The organism is Conexibacter sp. JCM 18997 (genome assembly GCF_055391915.1).
Map to the genome: position 1 here is coordinate 3,266,259 of NZ_AP043885.1, position 18,546 is coordinate 3,284,804.

An 18,546-nucleotide genomic window follows, 5' to 3' on the forward strand; every position below is an offset into this window, starting at 1 on the left:
TCAGGCGCTGGGCACGCCGGCCAGCGCCTGCCGCTCGCCGCGCGTGCGCGCGGCGATGGCCAACCCGATCAGGCTGGCCAGCACGGCGGCGCCCGCGCAGATCGCAAACAGGACCCGGTAGGCGCCCAGCGACGGCAGCGCCGCCCCAGCCACGCTGATCGTCAGGGCCGACAGCAGCGCCCCGCCGACCGCGCTGGCCAGCGAGCTGCCCAGGCTGCGGGCCAGCGCGTTGATCCCGTTGGCCGCCGCGAGCTCGGCGGTCGGGGTGTGCGTGTTGATCAGCGACGGCAGCGCGGCGTAGCCGATGCCCGTGCCCGCGCCGATGATCGAGGTCCCGACGACGACCTGCCACAGCGCGTCGACGAAGACGATGCGGAACACGAGGCCCGCGGCCAGGATCATCCCGGCCAGCGCGAGCACCTGCGCGGGTCCCCACCGGCCGATCAGCTTGGCCGCGACCGGGGCCAGCGCGAGCATCAGCAGACCGCTGGGCAGCAGGCACAGCCCCGCGGTGAGGATCGAGGAGCCGAAGCCGTAGCCCGTCGACTCGGGCGCCTGCACGTAGGACGCGGTGCCGGTGAAGCTGGCGAACAGCGCGAACCCGATGAACAGCGAGGCGATGTTGGTCAGCGCGATCGGCGGCCGGCGCAGCGCCGGAAGGTCGATCAGCGGGTTCGCCGCGCGTCCCTCGACGACGACCAGCGCGATGAGCGCCAGGACGGCCACGGCGAACAGCGCGAGGATGCGGGCCGAGCCCCAGCCCCACGACGTCCCCTGGGAGATGCCCAGCACGAGCGTGCCCAGGCCGACGGCCAGCAGCACGATGCCGGCCCAGTCGATCTGCCGCTGGCGCACGAACGGCGGCTCGGTGACGAACGCGAGGATGGCCAGCGCGCTGAGCACGGCGCCGCCGAAGCCGATCCAGTAGAGGACGTGATAGTCGGCGTTGTCGCCGATCAGGCCGGCCAGCGGCAGCCCCAGGGCGCCGCCGATGCCCAGCATCGCGCTGATCAGCGCGGTGGCCGAACCGCGGCGCTGCGGGGGCAGAACGGTGGCCAGCAGGCTGATCCCCAGCGGGATCGCCGCGGCGGACAGGCCCGCGACGGCGCGGCCCGCGAGCATCATGCCGAAGCTCGAGGTGAGCGCGTCGATGAGCGAGCCGGCGGCCAGGCCGGTGAGGCTGACCAGCAGCACCAGGCGGCGGCCGAACATGTCGGCCAGGCGTCCGAGCACGGGCACGGAGATCGCGGCGACCAGCAGCGTGGCGGTCAGCAGCCATTGGGCGTCGCCGGTGCTGACGTCGAGATCGGCGGCCAGTCGGGGCAGGACCGGGATGATCAGGGTCTGCGCCAGCGCGGCGGCCAGCGCCCCGAGGCCGACGGCGGCGATCGCCAGCCCGGCGGCCGGAGCGGGCGCGGTGGGGTCAGGAGCGGAAGAGTTCATGGGAGCAGAGGTGGCGGTAGAGTTGCAAACGAGTGATTACATAGCGCAGACTACGCCCGATCCACCGACTTGTCAACGAGCGATTACATGACCGATCCCCCCGCCCACCGCCCGCGCGACGCCGAGGCCACGCGCCGCGACCTCCTGACCGCCGCGCGCCGGCGCTTCGCCGTGCTCGGCTACGACCGCACCACGACGCGCGACGTCGCCCAGGACGCGGGCGTCAACATCTCGCTGATCAACCGGTACTTCGGCGGCAAGGACGGCCTGTTCCGCGCGGTCGTCGAGAGCGCGCCGCAGGCGGTGCTGGAGGCCCCGGAGGGCAGCGGCGACCTGGTCGGCGACTTCCTCGACGGGCTACGGCCCGAGGCCTGGCCGGAGTTCGGCAGCCATCCGCTGCTGCTGCTGCTGCGCGACAGCGGCGCCGGCGAGGAGGTCGAGACGCTGCGCGCCGCCGGGATGGCGGGCGGCGTGGCCCGCATCATCGCCTGGAGCGGCGTCGACCCCGGGACGCCCGGATCGCCGCGTCATCGCCAGGTCGAGCTCCGCGCCCAGCTGGTGCTCGCCCTGTTCAACGGCATCGTCGCGCTGCGCTCGATGGCGCCGATCGAGCCGTTGGCCTCGGCCGAGGCGGGCGAGCTGCGCGCCGCGATCGAGGATGCGATCGCGGCGTTGGTCGGGCTGCCGGACTAGTGTCCTGAGTCGGTAATTCGTGTGCAGCTGGTGGATGCCGGGGCGGGTCTGCCGGTGATCGCCATCACCTGTCGTACTGGTGGTCCGGGTGGTGATGGCGAGTGCCGGCAGACACGATTCCGGCGCCGCCAGATGCGGGCGAATTAGTGACTCAGGGCACTAGTGCCCTGACACTGGGACCTAGCCGATCAGCGGGGGCTCGGCCAGGTTGATCGAGTCCGACAGCACGATCAGCGTGTTCAGCAGGCCGCTGACCGTCGAGGTCGTGCCGAAGGGCAGCTCGATCGGCGCGGCGGGATCGACCGGCGTCTGGGTGCCGTCGTTGGAGCCGGGGATCAGCGCGACCGCGTCCAGGCCCTCGGCGGCCAGCTCGGACTGCTGGCGCGCCGTGCGGGCGGCGTCGCGCACACCGGTCAGCTGCTTCTCGTAGGCGGCCTGGGCGGCGGCCACCGCGTCGTGGCGGTGCTGCTCGCGCGGGCGCACGCCGGCCAGCCGGGTGAGCGAGGTCTGGACGTCGGAGTCGATCGCGTCCAGCTGGCCCTGCAGCTCGCTGACCTGGTCGCGCAGCACCTTCAGCTGGTCGCGCGGGTAGGAGCCGCCGGCCGCCGCGGCCACCGGGGTGCCCAGCTCGGTGGTCTTCGTCGCCGCGGCGCCGAGCGCCTTGAGCTGGCGGTAGATGCGGTCGAAGTCGTCGGCCGAGCCGCTGCGCTGGAGCGAGATCGTGCGGGCGCGCGATCCGCGCAGGTCGACCGACACCTTGTCCCCGGGGCGCAGCTGGGCCAGCGCCAGCCGGCGCGTGCCCCACTTCACCGGCCGGGCTCCGGACGGGACGATGGGCGCCACCACGGGCTTCTTGGCCCGCAGCTCGCCGCGCGGGCTGAGCAGCAGCGGCAGCGTCAGCCGGCCCGCGCTGTCGGCCGCCGCCGGGGCGATCACCGTCGCGCTGTAGGTGCGCGCCGAGGCCGCGGCGGGAGCCAGCAGCAGCAATGAGGCGACGAGGGCGAGCAGCATCCGGCAGCGGGGTGGCATAGCCCTCCCGTGCCCCGACAGAGCTGTTTCGAATCGCTGTTCTGACCGATCGGTCAGCTAGGCGACGGCGTGCTCGATGGCGCCGAGCGACTCGATCTCGATGCGCACCACGTCGCCGGACTGCAGGAACCGGCGCGGGTCCATCGCCATCCCCACGCCCGCGGGCGTCCCGGTCAGGATCAGGTCGCCGGGCTCCAGCGTGATCGTCGCCGAGATCCAGGCGATCAGCGCGTCGATGCCGAAGATCAGGCTGGACGTCGAGGCGTCCTGGCGCAACTCGCCGTTGACCCAGGTGCGCAGCGACAGCGTCTCGGGGTCGGCGATCTCGTCGGCCGTCGTCACCCACGGCCCCCACGGGCAGCTGTTGTCGAAGCCCTTCGCGCGCGTCCACTGCGGCTCGCGGCCCTGCAGGTCGCGGGCGCTGAGGTCGTCGGCCACCGCGTAGCCGGCCACCTGGCCGTCCCCGCCGATGACCAGCACCAGCTCGCCCTCGTAGTCGAGCATCCCGCGCGCGGCCTGCGGCACGGCCACCGGGTCGTTGGGTGGGCAGGAGCTCGTGGGCAGCTTCAGGAAGACGATCGGCTCCGGCGGCGGCTCGTTGCCCATCTCGGCCGAGTGATCGGCGTAGTTGCGGCCGATCGCGAAGATCGCCCGGGGCCGCGCGACCGGTGCCAGCAGGCGCACGTCGCCCAGCGCCCAGGCGTCTCCGGCCGCCGGGGTGCGGTCGCCGTCGGCCAGGCGCGAGAGGACGGTCGATCCGTCGGCGAAGGCGACGATCCGGTCGCCGTCGACCTGACCGGCCAGGGGCGCCGCGTCGGGGGCGCCATCGAGTGGGACGAAGGTGGCGAGTCGCATCGGCGCGCAGGCTACCGGTGCGGTTGTCCGCACCCAGGTTGAGGAGGTGGCCGTCCCCGGTCCACCGGGTCGCCTCCCTACCCGGCGGCTCGCGTCGGCGGGAGCCTCTGCACCATGTCTCCCACACGTGAAAGCCTCGCTGCTCGCGCCGGTCGTTGGAGCGCGAGCCACCGCAAGACGGCCATCGTCGGATGGCTCGCCTTCGTCCTCGTCAGCCTCGTCATCGGCGGGATGCTCGGGACCAAGTCCCTGGAGGACGACACCGGCAGCGGATCCTCGGGCCGGGCCGAGCAGGTCATCAACGAGCAATTCCCCGACACCGCCTCCGAGACGGTGCTGATCCAGGCGCGCGACGGCCAGCTGCAGGCCGGCGATCCAGCCTTCACCGCGGCCATCCGTGATGTCCAACGACGGCTGCAGCGGCTCCCCGAGGTAGAGGAGGTGTTCTCCCCGCTGACGCAGGAGAACGCCAGCCAGATCTCCAAGGACGGGCGCTCGGCGCTGGTCGAGCTCGACATCGCCGGCGACTCCGACCAGGCCGAGGACAAGGTCGACACGATCCTGGCCGCGGTGGCCGACGCGCAGAAGGCCCATCCCGAGCTGCGCATCGAGCAGTTCGGCGACGCCAGCGCCGACAAGGCACTGGGCGAGCGCCTGGACAAGGACTTCCAGCAGGCCGAGTTCCTCTCGCTGCCGATCACGCTGGCCATCCTGATCGTGACCTTCGGCGCGCTCGTGGCCGCGGGTCTGCCGGTGCTGCTGGCGCTGACCTCGGTCGCCGCCGCGCTCGGCCTCGTGGCCATCCCCAGCCAGATCTGGCCGGTCGACGACGCGGTCTCCTCGGTGATCCTGCTGATCGGCATGGCGGTCGGCGTCGACTACTCGCTGTTCTACATGCGCCGAGAACGAGAGGAACGCGAGCACGGACATTCGTCGCGGGCCGCGTTGCAGATCGCGGCGGCGACCTCGGGACGCGCGGTGCTCATCTCGGGCCTGACCGTGATGATCGCCATGGCCGGGATGTACCTGACCGGCGACCCGACGTTCACGGGCATGGCCACGGGCACGCTGATCGTGGTCGGCGTGGCCATGATCGGCTCGGTCACCGTGCTGCCCGCGCTGCTGTCGGTCCTGGGCGACAAGGTCAACAAGGGCCGGGTCCCGCTCTTGCATCGCCTGCGCAAGCCCGGCCAGACGCCGCGCGCCTGGAACTGGCTGCTGGACCGCGTGCTGCGGCATCCCGCGGTCTCCGCCGTGGCCGCGATCGCCGTCCTGGTCGCGCTCGCGCTGCCGGCGCTGAACCTGCACCTGGTGATCCCGGGCGCCGAGAGCCTGCCGCGCGACATCAAGGTGATGCAGACCTACGACCGCATCCAGGCCGCGTTCCCGGGCGGCCCGACGCCGGCCGTGGTCGTCGTCCAGGCCGACGACGTGCGCGCGCCGCAGGTGACCAAGCAGATCGACGCCCTGCGCCAGGAGGCGCTGTCGGCCGACGACATGGGCGGGCCGGTGTCGGTGACGCTGTCGCCCCAGGGCCACGCGGCGATCGTCGACATCCCATTGGCGGGCAGCGGCACCGACGCGGCCTCCAGCGCGGCGCTCCAGCGCCTGAAGGACGAGGTGATCCCGGCCACGGTCGGGACGATCCCGGGGGCCGAGGTCAACGTGACCGGCATGACCGCCGGCACCGAGGACTTCAGCTCGCTGATGGCCTCACGCGGCCCGCTGGTGTTCGCCTTCGTGCTGCTGCTGGCCTTCGTGCTCCTGCTGGTCACGTTCCGCTCGCTGGTGATCGCCATCAAGTCGATCGTGCTCAACCTGCTGGGCGTGGCCGCCGCCTACGGCGTGCTGGTCTGGGTCTTCCAGGACGGCCACTTCGAGAAGCTGTTGAGCTTCCACTCCAACGGCGGCATCACCAGCTGGCTCCCGCTGTTCCTGTTCGTCGTGCTGTTCGGCCTGTCGATGGACTACCACGTGTTCATCCTCAGCCGGATCCGCGAGGGCGTCGATCGCGGGCTGGGCACCGACCGGGCGGTCAGCGAGGGCATCAAGGCGACCGCGTCGGTGGTGACGAGCGCGGCGATCGTGATGGTCGCGGTCTTCTCGATCTTCGCGACGCTGTCGATGCTCGAGTTCAAGCAGATGGGCGTCGGCCTGGCCGTGGCGATCCTCATCGACGCGACGATCATCCGCGCGGTCCTGCTCCCGGCGGCGATGAAGCTGCTGGGCGACTGGAACTGGTACCTGCCGCGCTGGCTGGAGTGGCTGCCGCGCTTCGAGCACGGTCCGGCGGTGGTCGAGCCGGAGCGAACGCTCGAGCCGCAGCGGGAGAAGGTCGTCGCCTAGCGACTAGCGCGGTGCGCCGAACGTCATCCGCCCGTCGCGGATGACCAGCGCAGGATGCGGGCCCGGAAGCAGCCAGCTCGGCAGTTCCGGGCCCGCCACGTTCAGGTCCACGGTGGCCAGCTGCGCGCGGCCGGTGCCGAGGATGTCGATCAGGCCCACGCCGGGCTGGCGGTTGCGCACGGGCAGGCGCACCGGCAGCCCGCGCGGACGGGCGCGCACGCGCGCGTCGACCTGCCACCCGTCGCCCTCGGCGCTGATCGTGCCGTTGCCGAAGGCGAAGCGGGCCAGCGTCTTGGGCAGCGCCCAGTTCTCGCGTCCGCCGCGGATCGACGGGATCGAGTCCACCGCGATGAACGGCACACAGGACGGCGGGACGGGCGCCTCGGCCAGCAGCACGGGCGCGGCCAGGATCTCGCCGTAGGGGCCGACCGGCGTGTCCAGATAGCGGATGAAGGCGCCGACGGTCAGCGGGATCGTGCGGCGGTCGCGCAACGCGTCGGGCAGGTGGCGCGCGGCGTCGGGCGCCGCGCGGTGCATCCACACCAGCACGTCAGCCCGCGTGTTCCAGGGCGGAGGCGCGCTGGTCGGCGGGAACTGCGCGGCGACGGCGTCGGCCAGCGCGGACTCGGGGACGCCGGCGACGTCCTGCAGCGCGTGGACGGTCACGCCGGGAGCGGCTCGGGCGCGGCGGTCGCGGTCTGCTCGGCCACCGGATCGACCCCCACCGGGGCGTACACGGGGGCGCCGGGCTTGTCGGGGAGCTGCGCGATCGCGCGCTCGGTCATCGCGGTGATGGTCAGCGACGGGTTCACGCCGACGTTGGCGGGCACCGCGGCCCCGTCGCAGACGAGCAGGTTCTCGTAGCCGAACACGCGCTGGTCGGCGTCCACGACGCCGTCGGCGGCGGTCGCCCCGATCGGCGCGCCGCCCAGGATGTGCGCGGTGGTGGGGATCGACATCGTCGACTCCAGCAGCGAGCTGGAGGCCACGCCGCCCGTGCGCCGGGCCAGCCAGTCGGTGAAGTGGTTGGCCACCGGGATGAACGTGGGGTTGGGCTTCTCGGGGTCCTGCTCGGTCTGCAGGCGCAGGCCGAACGGGCCGCGGCGCGGACGCAGCTTGATCGCGTTGTCCAGCGATTGCATGACCAGCACCACGACCGTGCGGCCGGCCCAGTTGCGCGAGAAGCTGATCTCGGCCAGGCGGCGCGGGTGGCGCAGCATCTGCCCGAGCAGCTTCAGCGGGCGCGTGACGCGCGAGCCGTCGCCGGTCATCAGCGAGAACATCGAGCGCATCGCGCCGCCCTCGGTGCCGTAGACGACGGTCTCGATGTGCGTGTGCGGGTCGGGGTAGATCGACGAGGTGATGGCCACGCGGCGCTGCAGGTTGGCCGCCTGGCCCTCGGGCACGGTGACCGCCAGGACCGCCTCGCTGTTGGTGCGCACCAGGTCGCCCAGGCGCGCGGACAGGTTGGGCAGGTCGCCGGCCTGGCGGGCCTGGGCCAGCAGGCGGTTGGTGCCCAGCGCGCCGCCGGCCACGACCACGCCGCGGGCCCGGATCGTGCGCCGGTCCTTGCGCAGCCACGCGCCGGTGCGCTCGTGGACGATCTCCCAGCCGTCGCGACCGTCGGCGCCGCCGAGCGGGCGTAGCGCGACGACCTGGCGGTCGGCCTGCACCTTGGCGCCGCGCTTGCGGGCGAACCACAGGTAGTTCTTGGGCAGGCTGTTCTTGGCCCCGATCGGACAGCCGACCATGCAGCGCCCGCAGGATTGGCAGCCCATGCGGGCTGGACCCTCGCCGCCGAAGTACGGGTCCGAGACGGTCTCGCCGGGGTTGTCGAGGTAGGCGCCGACCCGGGCCTTGCGGTAGGTCGAGGCGACGCCGAGCTCGTCGGCGTACTCGCGCAGCCAGCCGTCGGCCGGGTCGTCGGCGGTCACGTCGGTGACGCCGAGCATCCGCTGGGCCGTCTCGTAGTGCGGGGCCAGCTCGGTGCGCCAGTCGCGCAGCGCGCCCCACTGGGGATCGGCGAAGAAGGCGGGCGGTGGGACGTAGAGCGTCATCGCGTAGCCGAGCGAGCCGCCGCCGACGCCCGCGCCGGAGACGACCAGCACGTCCTTGAACGGCGTGATGCGGAAGATCCCCCGCAGGCCCAGGCGGGGCGCGTAGAAGTAGCGCCGCAGATCCCAGGTCGAGCGCGGCATCTCGGCGTCGTCGCGCTCGGAGCCCTGCTCGAGCACGGTGACCGAATAGCCCTTCTCGGCCAGGCGCAGCGCGCTGACGCTCCCCCCGAACCCGGAGCCGATCACGACCCAGTCCACATCAAATGACGCCTGCGTCATCTTTGGAAGTGTACGGGACCGTTCGCCCGGCGGCGTGCCTACTTGGCCAGCAGGCGCTGGATCAGCTCGTTGCCCTTGCGCAGCTGCTCCGCGGTGGCCGCGGTGACCGACGGGGCGCCGGTCTTGCGGTTGATGCGCGAGTGGATGTCGCGGTGCGGCTCGCCGGTGCGCCGCGACAGCTGGGAGACCAGCGACGCGCGCTCGTCGCGCAGCTTCTCGCGGGAGGCGAACGCGGTCTCGTGCATCTGGTCGTGCGCGCCGCCGTCGCCGGCCTGGATCGCCTGCGTGCGGTCGATCGCCCCGCCGAAGGCCGCCAGCGCCGCGTGCGGCTTGGGCTCCTCGAAGGAGAACAGCTGCATCGTCGTCTCCGACAGGATCTCGCCGTCGAGCGTCGCGCTGTGCGAGGAGAGGACCTCGAAGCCCTCGCCGGTGGGCCGGCGCTCCTGCTCCTCGGGGATCTCGTCGAGGGCCAGCGGGTCGTCGCCCAGCTCGCGGGGCGAGAGGTCCAGCGCGTGGCGGCGCTCCTCCTCGATCGCGAAGGCCAGCGCCTTCAGGCGCGAGTCGGCGGGCAGGAGCAGGTAGCTCATCTGCTTGGCCGGCGGGGGATTGGGCGTGCGGCGGATGAAGCGGCCCACCACCTGGCGGAAGAACAGCTCGGTGCGCGCGGCGGTCGCGTAGACGCCGACGCGCAGGCGCGGGATGTCGACGCCCTCGGAGACCATCAGCACCGAGACCAGCCAGCGCCGCGACGACGCGCTGAACGCGGCGATCCGCGCGCTGGCCTCGGGCTCGTCGCTCATGACGATCTCGGGCGTCTCGCCGCACAGGGCGCCCAGCCGCGCGGCGATCGCCCGGGCGTGCTCCTGATCGGAGGCGACGACGAGGCCGCCGGCGTCGGGATGGCCGTCGGCCCGCACCCGCGAGAGGCGCGCGTCAGCGTCGCGCAGCACCTCCCCCATCCAGTCGCCGTCGGCGGCCAGCGCGGTCCGCAGGCGCCGCGCGGACTCGGCCGCCGGCAGCACGAGGTCGAAGCCGGCCGTGCGCAGCTTGCCGTCGCTGCGCCATTCCATCTCGCCGTCGTAGGGCAGGAAGGTGATCGGGCGGCAGACCTCGTCGACCAGGGCCTGGGAGTAGCCGTAGACGTAGTCGGCCTTCGAGATGCCCTCGTCGCTGTAGGTGACCCACGGGATCGCCGAGTTGTCGGAGCGAAACGGCGTGCCGGAGAGCAGCAGCGTCAGCACGGCGCCGCCGAACGCCTGCTGGGCGTTGCGCCCCCAGGCCGCGTGCTCGCCCATGTGGTGGGGCTCGTCGGCGATCAGCAGCGTCGGCCGGCGCGCGGTCGCGCCCGCGTGCAGCTTGGGGCCCGCGGCGATCGTCTGGTAGGTGACGGCGACGCCGTCGCGGTCGCGCGGCTCGGGGCCCTCCGCGTTGGGCCGGTTGGGTTCCAGGTCGATGCCGTAGCGGGCCGCGTCGGCCGCCCACTGGCGGCAGATGTGCGTCGTCGGCCCGGCCACCACGACGCGCGCGACGCGCCCGCTGCGCAGCATCTCCCAGGCCACGCGCAGGCCGAACGTCGTCTTCCCAGCGGCCGGCGTGGCCGAGGCCAGGAACGACGAGCCATCGTGCTCGGCGAGCACGGCGAGCGCCTCCCGCTGCCAGGCCCGCAGAGGCCGGTTCGCGGGCCAATCCGGGAGCTTCCGGCCGCGGTGAATGGGTGCTGCGAGGTCCGTCAAGAGGGCGGGAACCTAGCCGGTCCGCCAGACGGACTTCAGGCCGCCCGGACGGGTCGGGCGAACGGCATCACCGAAGGCGAGCGGGCCTTTCCGCGGGTTCCAGCGGCCGCTGTTTCTGGCACGTTCCCGCTCCCCAGCCAGGTCATTGTCAGGTTGGCGTCGCATAGCGACGCCGAGCCGACAACGGTCTCGCCGGAGAGCGGGAACGTGCCAGCCTCTGCGGTCGGTGGCGTCACCACAAGCGCTCGCGCGTCTTCGCTGCCCGCCGTTGGCCCGACCCGGCACGATCGCCCCATGCCCGACGGGCGCTACGTCCCCGCCGGCACGCTGGAGCTCGTGACCGCGTCGTGAAGTAGGGCTGGCCCCACTGTGCGCGGACCCGGTGTCCGGCAGACTGCGCCGCGTGCGCCGCGCCCAGCTGATCATCGTCGCCCTCGCCGCCGGCCTCGCGCTGGCCGACTCGTCGATCGTCGCGCTGGCGCTCCCGCCGCTGCTGACCGAGCTGAACACGTCGATCACCGGCGTCGCCGCGGTCATCGGCGTCTACACGCTCGTGCTGGCCGTGGGCATCTGGCCCGCGGCCTGGCTGGCCCGCCGCCTGGGGGCCAACCACGTCGGCGCGATCGGCATGCTGATCTTCGCGGGCGCGTCGATCGGCTGCGCGGTGTCCAACGACCTGACCACGCTGCTGATCTTCCGCGGCGTACAGGCCGCCGGCGGCGCCGCCGGCCTGCTGGCCGTGTTCGACCTGATGGACGCCGGCGGCCACGAGGGCTCGCTGGGGCGCAAGCTGTGGATCGCCGCCGCCGTGTTCGGCAGCGCCGCCGGCCCGGCGATCGGCGGCGCGCTGACCGAGGCGCTGGACTGGCGCGCGATCTTCATCGCCCAGGCGCCGGTCGGGGTCGCCGCCGCGATCGCCTGCTGGAGCCTGCGCGTCCCGGCGCCCGGCGCGCACGCGACCGGGCCGATCCTGTGGCGACCGACGATCGCCCTGGGCGCGATCTCCGCCGCGCTGACCGCTGTGCTGTTCCTGCTCGTGCTCGAGCTCGTGGCCGGCTGGTCGGTCGAGCCGCTGTCGGCCGCGATCGCCGTCACCGTCCTGCCCGCCGCCGCGCTGCTGGCCAGCCGCATCCCCGGCGACCCGCACGTGCGCGCGTCCTGCGGCTGCCTGCTCGTGGCCGCGGGCGCGGCCGCGCTGGCCTACCTGCCCGACGCCGAGCTGATCTGGACCGTCGCCCCGCAGGTCCTGGCCGGCGCCGGCATGGGCCTGGCCTTCCCGGCGCTGGCCGGCGGGATGTTGCCCGAGCGCACCTCGGGCGACGCCGCGCGGCTGCTGATCGCCCGCCACGCTGGCATCGTGATCGCGCTGCTCGTGCTCGCGCCGGTGGTCTCCAACCAGCTGGAGACGATCACCGACACCGCCCGCTACCAGGGCGTCGCGGTGGTGCTCGACGCCAAGCTGGACCCGCGCGACAAGATCGCGCTGGCGCCCGCGCTGCTGGGCGGCGTGGACTCCGACGATCCGCGCGGCGGGCTGACCGAGGCGGTCGACTCCCAGCGCGCGCAGTTCGTCGGCGACGACGAGGTCGTGTTCGACGAGCTGGCCAACCGCCTGGACGACGTGATCGTCGCCGCGGTGGCCAAGGCGTTCAAGCCGGCCTTCCTGATCACCGCGGCGATCGCGCTCGCCGCCGCGCTGGTGCTCGTGCTGTTCGTCCGCTTCCGGATGGTCGCGCTGGCCACCACCACCGCGGTGGCGCTGCTGTGCGCCACGGCGGTCGTCGCGGCGATCCGCATCGACGAGCGCGAGCAGCCCGAGCCGGTGGTGCTGGCCGACCCCTGTCAGGACCGAGAACAGCCCGACAGCGGCGGCATCTTCGGGGCCATCCAGGACTTCGCGCTGGGGCGCATCGACCGCGCGGCCTGCGAGTTCGGCTCGTCGCGCGAGGAGCTCGTGCTGGCGCTGGCCGACGATGCCGAGAACAAGCGCTTCCAGGCCAAGTACCACGAGGATCCGCGCTCGATCGGCGGAATTCTCGAAGGCCTGTTTGGCTGAGTAACCTCAGACCATGGCCGCCGAGACGCAGACCGACCCCGCACTGGAAGCCGCTGCCTGGGACCTCGAGCCGCTGCTCGACGGCCAGGGCGAGGAACGCGTCGACGAGCAGCTCGCCGAGGCGCAGACCCGCGCCGACGCGTTCGCCGAGCGCTACGTGGGACAGCTGGCCACGCTCGAGCCCGCCGAGTTCGTCGCCGCGATCCAGGAGATCGCCGACCTGTACGAGCTGGTCGGCAAGGCCGGCTCCTACGCCTCGCTGCGCTTCTCCACCGACACCTCGGACCCGGCCCGCGGCGCGCTGCTGCAGAAGGTCTCCGAGCGGGGCACGGCGATCGAGACCAAGCTCCTGTTCTTCGGCCTGGAGTGGGCCGCGCTGGACGACGAGACGGCCGAGCAGCTGCTGGCCGCCGACGGCCTGGACTTCGCGCGCCACTACCTGCGCATGGAGCGCCGCTACCGGCCCCACCTGCTCAGCGAGCCCGAGGAGAAGCTGCTGACCGAGAAGTCGGTCACCGGCCGCTCGGCCTGGGGCCGCCTGTTCTCCGAGCACGTCAGCGCGATCGAGGTCGAGGGCGAGGCGCTGGACGTCGCGCTGAGCAAGCTGCTGTCGCCCGACCGCGAGCTGCGCCGGACCACCGCCGAGGCGGTCACCGGCGCGCTGGAGCCCGGGCTGCGCACGCGCGCCTTCATCTTCAACACGCTGCTGCACGACAAGGCCGTCGACGACCGGCTGCGCAACTACCCGACCTGGCTGACCTCGCGCAACCTGTCCAACGAGGTCTCCGACGAGTCCGTGCAGGCGCTGGTCGACGCGGTCAAGTCGCGCTACGACATCCCCCAGCGCTGGTACCGGCTGAAGGCCCAGATGCTCGGCGTCGACAAGCTGGCCGACTACGACCGCAGCGCCGCCGTGACCACCGCCGACGAGCGCTTCGGCTGGGAGGAGTCGCGCGATCTCGTGCTCGACAGCTTCGGCTCGTTCTCGCCGGAGATGGAGGCGCTGGCCCGTCGCTTCTTCGACGAGCGCTGGATCGACGCGCCGGTGCGTCCCGGCAAGCGCGGCGGCGCGTTCTGCGCGTCGGCGGTGCCCAGCGTGCACCCGTACGTGATGCTGAACTTCACGTTCAACCGGCGCGACGTCCTGACGCTGGCCCACGAGCTGGGCCACGGCCTGCACTTCGCGCTGGCGGCCAAGCAGGGCGTGCTGCAGCAGGGCACGCCGCTGACCGTGGCCGAGACCGCGTCGGTGTTCGGCGAGACGATCGTCTTCAACCGCCTGCTGGACCAGACGACCGATCCCGAGTCGCGGCTGTCGCTGCTGGCCGAGGCGATCGAGGGCGCGATCGCCACCGTGTTCCGCCAGACGGCGATGAACCAGTTCGAGGCCGGCGTGCACACCGCGCGGCGCACCGAGGGCGAGCTGTCGGTCGACCGCTTCGCGCAGCTGTGGGCCGAGTCCCAGGGCGAGCTGTTCGGCGACGCCGTCGAGCTGACCGAGGGCTACAAGTCGTGGTGGAGCTACATCCCGCACTTCATCGGGACGCCCGGCTACGTGTACGCCTACGCCTACGGCCAGCTGCTGGCGCTGTCGGTCTACGGGCGCTACCTGGAGGAGGGCGAGTCGTTCGTGCCGCGCTACCTGGAGATGCTCGGCGCCGGCGGCTCGATGCTGCCCGAGGACCTGGGCAAGATCGTCGGGATCGACCTGACCGACCCCGGCTTCTGGTCGGCGGGCCTGGACCTGGTCGAGGGGCAGCTGCAGGCGGCCGAGCAGGCCGCGCGCGACGCGGGGCGCATCGGGTAGGGCATGGGCCAGCTCGCCCGCGCTGATCTGGAAGCTGTTCTGGACATCACGGGCGAGGCCGGAGGCTGCCGCAGCGTCGCGGCCGTGCGGGAGCTGACGCTGCACCGCGTGCGCGAGCTCGTGGCCGCCGACCTGTTCGGCTACAACGAGGTCGACGTGCGCACCGGCGACGCGCTGGTGGTGCTCGATCCGGTCGACGCCACCTTCGACGGGATCGACCAGACGCTGGCCCGCGTGGCCCACGAGCACCCGCTGATCACCCGCCAGGCCCGGGGTGACCTGCGCGCCGCGACGATCTCCGACCACCTGACGGCGCGCCAGCTGCATCGCCTGGAGCTGTACGCCGATCTGTACCGGCGCCTGGGCGCCGAGGACCAGCTCGCGTTCGGCCTGCCGGGCCAGGTGGTCGTCGGCGTGGCCATGAACCGCGCGCGCCGGAGCTTCACCGCGCGAGACCGGGCGGTGCTGGAGGCGGTCCGGCCGGCGCTGACGCACGCCTACGAGCAGGCCCGCGCGTGGGAGCGCGCGCGGGCGGCGCTGTCGGCGCTGGGCACCGCGGCCGCCCGCGCGGGCGCGGCCGTCGTGCTGCTCGAGCGCGATGACCGCCTCGATGCGCTGCCCGCCGACGCGCGCGCCCTCCTGGACGACGCCGTCACCCTGGACGAGCTGCGGGCCTGGCTGGACGGCGACCCGCGCCGCGAGCCGCTGCGCGTCGAGGTGCCCGGGCGCACCCTGACGATCCGCCTGCTCGACGCGCTGCTGCTGATCGAGGAGCGGCGCACGGGTCCCGATCCCGACGCGCTGCGCGCGCTGGGCCTGACCCGGCGCGAGGCCCAGGTGCTGGGGCTGGCCGCGCTGGGCCTCGGCGACCGCGACATCGCCCAGGAGCTGACGATCAGCGTGCGCACGGTCCGCAAGCACGTCGAGCACATCTACGACAAGCTCGGCGCGCACACCCGCGCGGAGGCGGTCGCGCGGGCCTACGGGGCCGCCCCAGAAGTACGGTGATCGCCGTATTGCGCGCCCGCGGGGCCGTTGGAAGGGTCACGGGATGCCTCGCAGCCTCGTCGCGGCGGCCGCCGCATCGCTCGTCATGGCCCTCGCCGCCGCTCCCGCCGCCGCCACACCGGCCTGGCAGGCGCCCGAGCCGACGGTCACCGCAGGCGAGATCGTCCCGGCCGGTGGCGGCACCGCGTTCGGCACCTACTCGCGCTCGTGGATGGACGCCGCCGGCACCGCGTACTCGCTCGTCCGCGCGTCGGCCGGCGTGGACGCGTTCCGCCTGGGCGTGCGCCCGCTCGGCGGTCCGTTCGGCGCGCTGACCAGCCTGCCCACGGGCATGGCCGGCGGCAACACCGCCCCGCTGCTGACCACCGACCAGGCGGGCAACGCGCTGCTGTGGAGCTTCGACAGCCGCCGCACGGCGCTGCGGCCGGCCGGCGCCGGCGCCGCGTTCGGTCCCGCGGGCGCCGGCAACACCGGGATCGCCGCCGCGCGGCTGCTGGACAGCGGCCCGGCGCTGGCCATCAGCGACACCGGGGCGCAGTCGCGGATCCTCTTCCGCCCCGCCGGCCTGGGCAGCGACTTCGACCTGGCCAACGCGATCGCGCTGCCGCCGGCCGACGGCGACACGCAGAGCACGCCCGTGGGCGTGGCCTACGACCCCGACGGCCAGGCCGCCGCGGTGTACCGCAGCCGCCCGTCGGGCACGCTGCTGCAGACGTCCACGACCGGCACGCCGCCGCTGTTCGGCACCCCGGTGGCCATCCCCACGTCGGCCGTCCGCCACGTGTTCGCGGCCGGCCCGTCGGGCCACGCGATCGTCGCCTGGGGCGCCGACGTCGACGCCAACCAGCATCCGCACCGGATCGTCGCCGCGGTGCGCGCGCCCGGCGGCGCGTTCGGCGCGCCCGAGACCGTCGTGCAGATCGGCGCCGACGAGGCGATCGACAACGACTGGGCGCTCGCCGTGACCAGCTCGGGCCACCCGGTCGTGGCCTACACGCGCTACCCGCAACCGGGCGACACGCCCGGCTGTCGGCCCCCGAACGCCGTGGTCCAGGTCGCCGTGCGCGACACCGACGGCTGGCAGACGCCGGCCGACATCGCGGGCGGCTACTCCCAGCTGGCCCGCCTGGCCGTCGCGGGCGACCGGCTCGGCGTGTCGTTCGTGAGCCAGACCGACGGCGACGACGGCGACCGCTGCACGTCCAGCGACAACGTGTCCTCGCTGTCGGTGGCGCTGGGCGCCGGCACCGCCATCGCCCCGCCCACCACCCTGGCCGTGGCCCCGGCGGGCCAGGGCGTGATCGCCGACGACCTCGCGGTCAGCAGCACCGGCGGCGCGCTGTTCGTCTACCGCGAGCCCGCGGGCGCTGCGCTCGTGCAGCGCGTGCGCGTCTTCGAGGATCCCGCCACGCCGCCGCCCGGCCCCGGTCCCGACCCGACCCCGACGCCCACCCCGAACCCGCCGGCCACGGGCGGCGGCGGCGGGACGACCCCGTCCACCCCGGCCACCCCCACGTCGGCGCCGTCGGCCGACGCCCCGGTGCCCGGGCTTCCCGCGTTCCCGGCCCCGCCCACCCCACCGCCGGCGGTCACCGCACCCGGGGGCATCGTCGTCGACGGCCCGATCCGGGTCGATCCGACCGAGCGCATCGTGCTGCGGGGCGAGTGCTTCGTCGAGAGCACCCCGTGCCGCTTCATCTTCGTGCTCGGCCGCCCGCTGGGCGGGAACACGGCGCGGGCCGCCGCGGCGCGGCCGCGTCTGCAGCGGCTCGGGCGCGCCCAGGTGACGGTGCCCGCGGGCGCGACGCGGCGGGTCCGGCTGCGCCTCAACCCGGCCGGCCGCAAGCTGATGCGCCAGCACCGCTCGGTCGTGGTGTTCGTGCAGACCACCGTCCAGGCCGGCGACCAGCGGACGACCACCCGCCAGCGGGTCCGGTTGCGTCGCTGAACGGACGAGTCGGACGCATGACCGACTCCCGTTCGACTTTCTTCATCACGGCGCGTCAGCAGCCGATGCGCGCAGTATGGATCCGCTCAGTGCGTTCCTGTGTCCCGCCGAAAGCGACCGCGAGCGGCTGATCGAGCTCGAGCGGCCGCTGCGTCGCGCGCGCCTGCTCAGCTACGGCGGCTGCGCGATCGGCCTGCTGATCATGGGGCCGTGGGTGGGCTGGTGGCCGATCGGCATGGTCGCGCTGCTCGGCGGCGCCTACGAGCTGCTGATCCGCCGGCGCCTGGAGCGCAGCGCCCATCCCGCGGTGCTGGTCAGCGCCGGGTTCGTGCTGAACGTCGGCATGATCGCCTCCGCCGCCGCGCTGACCGGCGGCCCGGCCAGCCCGCTGATCGCCTGGATGGTGATCCCCGTCGTGTCGCTGGCCGGCCGCTTCGACCTGCGCGGGGTGTGGGGCGGCACCGGGATCGTGCTGCTGGCGCTGGCGGCGATCTGCGCGCTGCACCCGCACGCGTTCGTCGACGACCCGGTGTTCGTCATCGCCGTCGTGCCCCTGACCCTGGCCATCGGCTGGTTCTCGGCGGCGATGATGGGCGCCGAGCGCCGCTCGCGCACCGAGTCCTCGCTGGACGACCTGACCGGCCTGCTCAACCGCCGCTCGCTGCCCGGGCGCTTCACCGAGCTGGCCGAGCAGGCGCGCCTGACCGGCGACGCCGTCGCGCTGATCGCGCTGGACATCGACCACTTCAAGCAGATCAACGACACCCACGGGCACGCACGCGGCGACGCCGTCCTGCGCGAGGTGGCGGCGGCCATCCGCGGCGAGCTGCGCTCGTTCGAGCTGGCCTACCGGGTGGGCGGCGAGGAGTTCCTGATCGTGCTGCCCGGCGTGGACCTCGAGCACGGCGCCGGCGTGGCCGAGCGGCTGCGCCTGCGGATCGCCGAGCGCCACCCGGACGGCCTGGACGTGCGCGTCTCGCTCGGGGTCAGCGCGGGCGCGGGCGCGGAGGTGGCCTACGGGCCGCTGTTCGACGCCGCCGACCAGGCGCTGTACGCGGCCAAGCGCGGCGGCCGCGATCGCGTCGAGGTCGCGGGGCCGGCGCCGGTCGTCGCCCTGGCGCTCGTCTAGGACGAGCCGGAGACCAGCAGCGCCGAGGCGATCAGCACGCTGCCCAGCAGCACCGCCGTCATCCGCGACAGCGCCTTCTCGCCAAAGCGCGTCCGCACCCAGCCGCTGAGCGCCGAGCGCGCGCCCGACGCGCCGGCCGCCGCGGTCATCGCGACGGCTACGC

At 73.7% G+C, this 18,546-nt stretch carries 14 protein-coding genes; 7 read left to right on the top strand and 7 right to left on the bottom strand.

Annotated features, from left to right (window positions below; translation table 11 throughout):
• The gene (locus ACZ5UI_RS16710) at positions 1-1,443 is read right to left on the bottom strand and encodes an MFS transporter (RefSeq protein WP_464188882.1); all 1,443 of its coding nucleotides are present in this window, start codon (positions 1,441-1,443) and stop codon (positions 1-3) included.
• Positions 1,444-1,530: 87 nt separating this feature from the next.
• On the opposite strand from ACZ5UI_RS16710, the gene ACZ5UI_RS16715 reads away from it, so the two are divergent.
• Positions 1,531-2,136: a TetR/AcrR family transcriptional regulator gene (locus ACZ5UI_RS16715; protein ID WP_464188885.1), complete on the top strand. Its 606-nt coding sequence runs from the start codon at positions 1,531-1,533 to the stop codon at positions 2,134-2,136.
• A 180-nt stretch (positions 2,137-2,316) separates the two neighbouring features.
• On the opposite strand, the gene ACZ5UI_RS16720 is transcribed toward ACZ5UI_RS16715, so the two are convergent.
• Both ACZ5UI_RS16720 and ACZ5UI_RS16725 read right to left on the bottom strand, forming a co-directional pair.
• On the bottom strand, positions 2,317-3,147 hold the full coding sequence (locus tag ACZ5UI_RS16720; protein ID WP_464188887.1) for a hypothetical protein: 831 nt from the start codon (positions 3,145-3,147) through the stop codon (positions 2,317-2,319).
• 75 nt (positions 3,148-3,222) lie between these two features.
• Positions 3,223-4,020 (bottom strand): fumarylacetoacetate hydrolase family protein, encoded by a 798-nt coding sequence (locus ACZ5UI_RS16725; RefSeq protein WP_464188889.1) that lies wholly within the window; start codon positions 4,018-4,020, stop codon positions 3,223-3,225.
• Between the two features lie 114 nt (positions 4,021-4,134).
• Between ACZ5UI_RS16725 and ACZ5UI_RS16730 the strand changes: the two genes are divergently transcribed.
• A complete protein-coding gene (locus ACZ5UI_RS16730) occupies positions 4,135-6,366 on the top strand; it encodes an MMPL family transporter (protein ID WP_464188891.1) in 2,232 nt (743 codons plus the stop codon).
• Positions 6,367-6,369: 3 nt separating this feature from the next.
• Here ACZ5UI_RS16730 and ACZ5UI_RS16735 read toward each other — a convergent pair whose 3' ends face one another.
• From ACZ5UI_RS16735 to ACZ5UI_RS16745, 3 genes are read right to left on the bottom strand one after another with little or no spacing between them, the layout of a single operon-like run.
• The gene (locus ACZ5UI_RS16735) at positions 6,370-7,032 is read right to left on the bottom strand and encodes an acetoacetate decarboxylase family protein (protein WP_464188893.1); all 663 of its coding nucleotides are present in this window, start codon (positions 7,030-7,032) and stop codon (positions 6,370-6,372) included.
• Positions 7,029-8,702 (bottom strand): GMC oxidoreductase, encoded by a 1,674-nt coding sequence (locus ACZ5UI_RS16740; RefSeq protein WP_464188895.1) that lies wholly within the window; start codon positions 8,700-8,702, stop codon positions 7,029-7,031. Before ACZ5UI_RS16740 ends, ACZ5UI_RS16735 begins: the two co-directional genes overlap by 4 nt.
• Before the next feature lie 38 nt (positions 8,703-8,740).
• Positions 8,741-10,339: a DEAD/DEAH box helicase gene (locus ACZ5UI_RS16745; protein WP_464188897.1), complete on the bottom strand. Its 1,599-nt coding sequence runs from the start codon at positions 10,337-10,339 to the stop codon at positions 8,741-8,743.
• A gap of 499 nt (positions 10,340-10,838) precedes the next feature.
• Here ACZ5UI_RS16745 and ACZ5UI_RS16750 point away from each other — a divergent pair, with 499 nt between their 5' ends.
• The 5 genes from ACZ5UI_RS16750 (at position 10,839) to ACZ5UI_RS16770 (ending at position 18,383) form a co-directional block, all read left to right on the top strand.
• Positions 10,839-12,491, top strand: a complete 1,653-nt coding sequence (locus ACZ5UI_RS16750; protein ID WP_464188899.1) for an MFS transporter — start codon at positions 10,839-10,841, stop codon at positions 12,489-12,491.
• A 13-nt stretch (positions 12,492-12,504) separates the two neighbouring features.
• Positions 12,505-14,298, top strand: a complete 1,794-nt coding sequence (locus ACZ5UI_RS16755; RefSeq protein ID WP_464188901.1) for a M3 family oligoendopeptidase — start codon at positions 12,505-12,507, stop codon at positions 14,296-14,298.
• Between the two features lie 3 nt (positions 14,299-14,301).
• Positions 14,302-15,306: a response regulator transcription factor gene (locus tag ACZ5UI_RS16760; protein ID WP_464188903.1), complete on the top strand. Its 1,005-nt coding sequence runs from the start codon at positions 14,302-14,304 to the stop codon at positions 15,304-15,306.
• A 43-nt stretch (positions 15,307-15,349) separates the two neighbouring features.
• Entirely contained in the window at positions 15,350-17,254 is a 1,905-nt protein-coding gene (locus ACZ5UI_RS16765) for a hypothetical protein (protein ID WP_464188905.1), read from the top strand.
• Between the two features lie 76 nt (positions 17,255-17,330).
• Positions 17,331-18,383, top strand: a complete 1,053-nt coding sequence (locus ACZ5UI_RS16770; RefSeq protein ID WP_464188907.1) for a GGDEF domain-containing protein — start codon at positions 17,331-17,333, stop codon at positions 18,381-18,383.
• Here ACZ5UI_RS16770 and ACZ5UI_RS16775 read toward each other — a convergent pair.
• Complete coding sequence (locus ACZ5UI_RS16775; protein WP_464188909.1) at positions 18,380-18,532, bottom strand: hypothetical protein; 153 nt, start codon at positions 18,530-18,532, stop codon at positions 18,380-18,382. The two genes, ACZ5UI_RS16770 and ACZ5UI_RS16775, sit on opposite strands and share 4 nt — an antisense overlap.
• Positions 18,533-18,546 lie beyond the last annotated feature (14 nt).

Excerpts from the sequence above, each read along its gene's own strand:
- ACZ5UI_RS16775 (WP_464188909.1), bottom strand. The coding sequence starts at position 18,532 with ATGACCGCGGCGGCCGGCGCGTCGGGCGCGCGCTCGGCGCTCAGCGGC.
- ACZ5UI_RS16725 (WP_464188889.1), bottom strand. The coding sequence starts at position 4,020 with ATGCGACTCGCCACCTTCGTCCCACTCGATGGCGCCCCCGACGCGGCG.
- ACZ5UI_RS16715 (WP_464188885.1), top strand. The coding sequence starts at position 1,531 with ATGACCGATCCCCCCGCCCACCGCCCGCGCGACGCCGAGGCCACGCGC.
- ACZ5UI_RS16730 (WP_464188891.1), top strand. The coding sequence starts at position 4,135 with ATGTCTCCCACACGTGAAAGCCTCGCTGCTCGCGCCGGTCGTTGGAGC.
- ACZ5UI_RS16765 (WP_464188905.1), top strand. The coding sequence starts at position 15,350 with ATGCCTCGCAGCCTCGTCGCGGCGGCCGCCGCATCGCTCGTCATGGCC.
- ACZ5UI_RS16760 (WP_464188903.1), top strand. The coding sequence starts at position 14,302 with ATGGGCCAGCTCGCCCGCGCTGATCTGGAAGCTGTTCTGGACATCACG.
- ACZ5UI_RS16770 (WP_464188907.1), top strand. The coding sequence starts at position 17,331 with ATGGATCCGCTCAGTGCGTTCCTGTGTCCCGCCGAAAGCGACCGCGAG.
- ACZ5UI_RS16720 (WP_464188887.1), bottom strand. The coding sequence starts at position 3,147 with ATGCTGCTCGCCCTCGTCGCCTCATTGCTGCTGCTGGCTCCCGCCGCG.
- ACZ5UI_RS16755 (WP_464188901.1), top strand. The coding sequence starts at position 12,505 with ATGGCCGCCGAGACGCAGACCGACCCCGCACTGGAAGCCGCTGCCTGG.
- ACZ5UI_RS16710 (WP_464188882.1), bottom strand. The coding sequence starts at position 1,443 with ATGAACTCTTCCGCTCCTGACCCCACCGCGCCCGCTCCGGCCGCCGGG.
- ACZ5UI_RS16740 (WP_464188895.1), bottom strand. The coding sequence starts at position 8,702 with ATGACGCAGGCGTCATTTGATGTGGACTGGGTCGTGATCGGCTCCGGG.